This window comes from Geobacillus sp. LYN3, from assembly GCF_003064505.1.
Taxonomy (GTDB): Bacteria; Bacillota; Bacilli; order Bacillales; family Anoxybacillaceae; genus Parageobacillus_B; species Parageobacillus_B toebii.
Map to the genome: position 1 here is coordinate 1 of NZ_QCWL01000029.1, position 3,142 is coordinate 3,142.

At 35.2% G+C, this 3,142-nt stretch carries 2 protein-coding genes; both read right to left on the minus strand.

Annotation, left to right across the window (positions count from 1 at the left end; translation table 11 throughout):
• Positions 1-36: 36 nt before the first annotated feature.
• Complete coding sequence (locus DCC82_RS16695) at positions 37-351, minus strand: ATP-binding cassette domain-containing protein (protein ID WP_108430519.1); 315 nt, start codon at positions 349-351, stop codon at positions 37-39.
• Positions 348-2,411 carry an ABC transporter permease gene (locus tag DCC82_RS16700; RefSeq protein WP_097354028.1) on the minus strand — a complete coding sequence of 688 codons (2,064 nt, stop codon included), beginning with the start codon at positions 2,409-2,411 and terminating at the stop codon, positions 348-350. Before DCC82_RS16700 ends, DCC82_RS16695 begins: the two co-directional genes overlap by 4 nt.
• Between the last annotated feature and the right edge of the window lie 731 nt (positions 2,412-3,142).

Here is a 3,142-nt window from a genome sequence, read left to right on the forward strand (position 1 = left end):
CCTTATCTATTCCAAATCCATTCAGAGATACCCTATCTATCTTTCATTACACAAAATTCTTGACGGTACCAACGTTTCTTCTACGGTGATTTTCGGATACACCATAAAATCTTGCGGCAAGTAGCCAATAAGATGACTCGCTTTCACATACTTTCCTTTCACATAATTCTCTCCGTCGATTTCCACACGTCCTTCGTCCATGGAAATGAGGCTCGACAGGATTTTCATTAACGTCGTTTTTCCAGCGCCATTCGGTCCAACTAATCCGTATATCCCTTCGATCTGCAAAGAAATATCTGATAATATCTGATGTTTTTTTATCTTTTTATTCACGCTAGATATCTTGATCATTGGATCCCCTCCTTGAACTCCTGAAATAATCTCTCCGTTTTGAACCAACTATCCGCCACATTATGCATTTCTTTGTACCATAACACGAGAAACTCTTTTTTCTGTTCATTAGGCAAACGATAATACTCTTCATATAAGCGTCTAACCACATTCTGTGTTTCTTGGTCATATTGTTCAAACGCCCAAGGCAGATTTGCATCTAAAAAAAACATCCCTGGGGATTGGAGTCCTAGTTCATCTTGAACAACATTAGCTAGCAATTTATTAAATTCTTCTATTTGTTCATAGGAAGAGAAAGTTCGTTTATCATAATTCCAAAGTAAAGCATGTAAAAATACTTTAGGAATATCCTTCAATGTATTCTCAGAACTAATGCTGAATAATGTATCTATTTGAAAAAGAAGATGATCACTGCTTAAATAAGAATTCATTTCCGAATTAGGAGCGAGCAAAATAATTTTATTTGGCAGTTTCATATCTTTTATTTGGAACATATCGACTATTTCTTTATGCACTTGGACGAGGTACTTTTGAAAGGTGGGCCAATCCTTTGTAATTTCTGACCAGTCGGTTGGATACACGATTTCCCATCCATCGAGGTGTTTCTTTGTAAACATCCCAGCAACAGCGGTAATCCCGCCAGAAACTTCTCCGCTATACGTCCCGTCTTTATTTCGCGGCAAATTCGTATAAAACGGCACGTTCCCCTTAAAAGACAATGTGTAGTGAATCGGTTCTTTCGTTTGCATCGATAAAACAATAGTGCCCTCATTGTAGATACGATTAAAATCAAAAGGCACATGATTTGCCCTCGTAGGAACCCAGCTAAAGTAATTAGGCAAAAATAAATAGTTTGGAGAAACTGGGATCTTGAACGAATCTTTCATCTCATAATAAAATGTTAATTCATCGGAAGGCTGATTGGATGTTCTCTCCACCACCACAACATCGCCTTGTTGCGTAAACGGCAACCGTTGTCCCTCTTTATTTGTCACTTTTTTCACCTCAAAAAAGTGATAGAGAACAAATGACAACGATTTGCTTCGAATATGATGTAACGTCACCTTTGTTTCCGCATGTACGTTTTTCCTTGTATCCAATTGGATATCATACCGTTTAATCCTATATTGTAGAGTGCCCGGATCAACTACATCTTTGTGGTTTTTATAATAGAAGCTCTCTTTATCAGAATCAGCAAAACTAAAGACAAGCTTTCCGCCTTTAAATATTTTTGGAAAGATAAAGGTGTTGCCCATAAAAAGAAAAAGAATGATGCTAATGATCACAGCTTTCTCTCTACTTGTACGGGTTGTTTTAAAAAGTGCAAAAAATATAGCAATAATCGATACAATAATCCAAAAAAAGATCTTCATATATGTAGATAAACTAAGATTATATCCAACTACATCTTCGAATACAACGTCAATATTCAATGGACCGATGTAAAACAAACTTTCTACATCAGAAAATGAAAATTGACGAAAATAACGGGAAAACAATTCTGTATTCATCGGTCCAATCGCCAGCCAGATAATAATCATAAACACGAAGCTCAGTTTGTTTTTGCCAAACAAAAGAGCGGTGAAGATCCCTAAGAAAAAGGCAAACACAAACGGCAAATACCAATAAACGATAACAAAAGACGCAGTTTGTGTATAAAAAGATGAAAACGGAATTTCCCACACACGGTAAAAAATGAAAATCAAGGTAATCTGAAACCCGATAAATGCAACTAGAAATAATAGATGATTACATAATAAAGCCGTTATTTTTAATAAAGTGATTCGGAATGACCCAACGAATAAATTGTTGGCGCCAAACTTATATTCATCGGAAAATAACTTATAAAAGAAAATCATAAATAGAAGCATAACAGCCTGTACAATTAAGGTCATTTCCCCTACAAAATTCCCATAATCAGTCATTCCGTGAAGGTCATTCTGTCTAATGACAAACCGGGAAATGAGCATGATCACCATGAAAAGCATCGTTCCTAAATACAGAAAACTTTTCAGCATTTGTTTCGCATAAAATAACAATAAATTAAAAAACAGGTTCATAGTGTATGACACCTCATTTATGTACTTAGAGATTGATTTTTGTCGCGCTTGTTCTGTTTACTGAACGTCCTGTTTAAGCACTAAACAGGAACAACCTCTAAAGATTTTTTCTATGGGGCTTTTCATTTTTTGAATATTTACATAATATTAATCACCATTGTACTACTGCTTCGCGTAATCGATGTTTGCGGGATACCGGATGCCGATCAAGCTCGAATGATTCGTAAAGTTCCGCTCTCCGTCCATGAACTTAGATCATCGGAAAACAAAACCGCTTTTTGCCGTTTTTTTACACAATTTCTGGGACTTAATCTGGACCAGCTTCAACATATTTAATGTCATTTGTATTTGTTTTAAAAGCTAACATAAACATATTAATGGTTTGATCACTTATCTTGGCGTAGCCAACTGTTTCAATATCATTTTTTAAATTTGATTGGTAATGAAATGCTACCTCACTTTTCCAGAATGGCCCAAAAGGTTTGGATATGACGGTTTTATATGATTGATCGTTATCCTGAAAAATATATATCTTGTTTTCACGAGCGCTTATTTCTTTTAGTAATACAGCATTTTTATGTACATAATTATTTTTCTTGGCAGCTTTAAAGGAGTAAGATGTAAATCTAAAAAATACAGTACATGCAAATACAAAAATTAAGGTTCATCACCAAATTTTGTGATTTAGTGACAAAAAAGAGAAAGCACTAACGAGATCCTGGCAATAATGT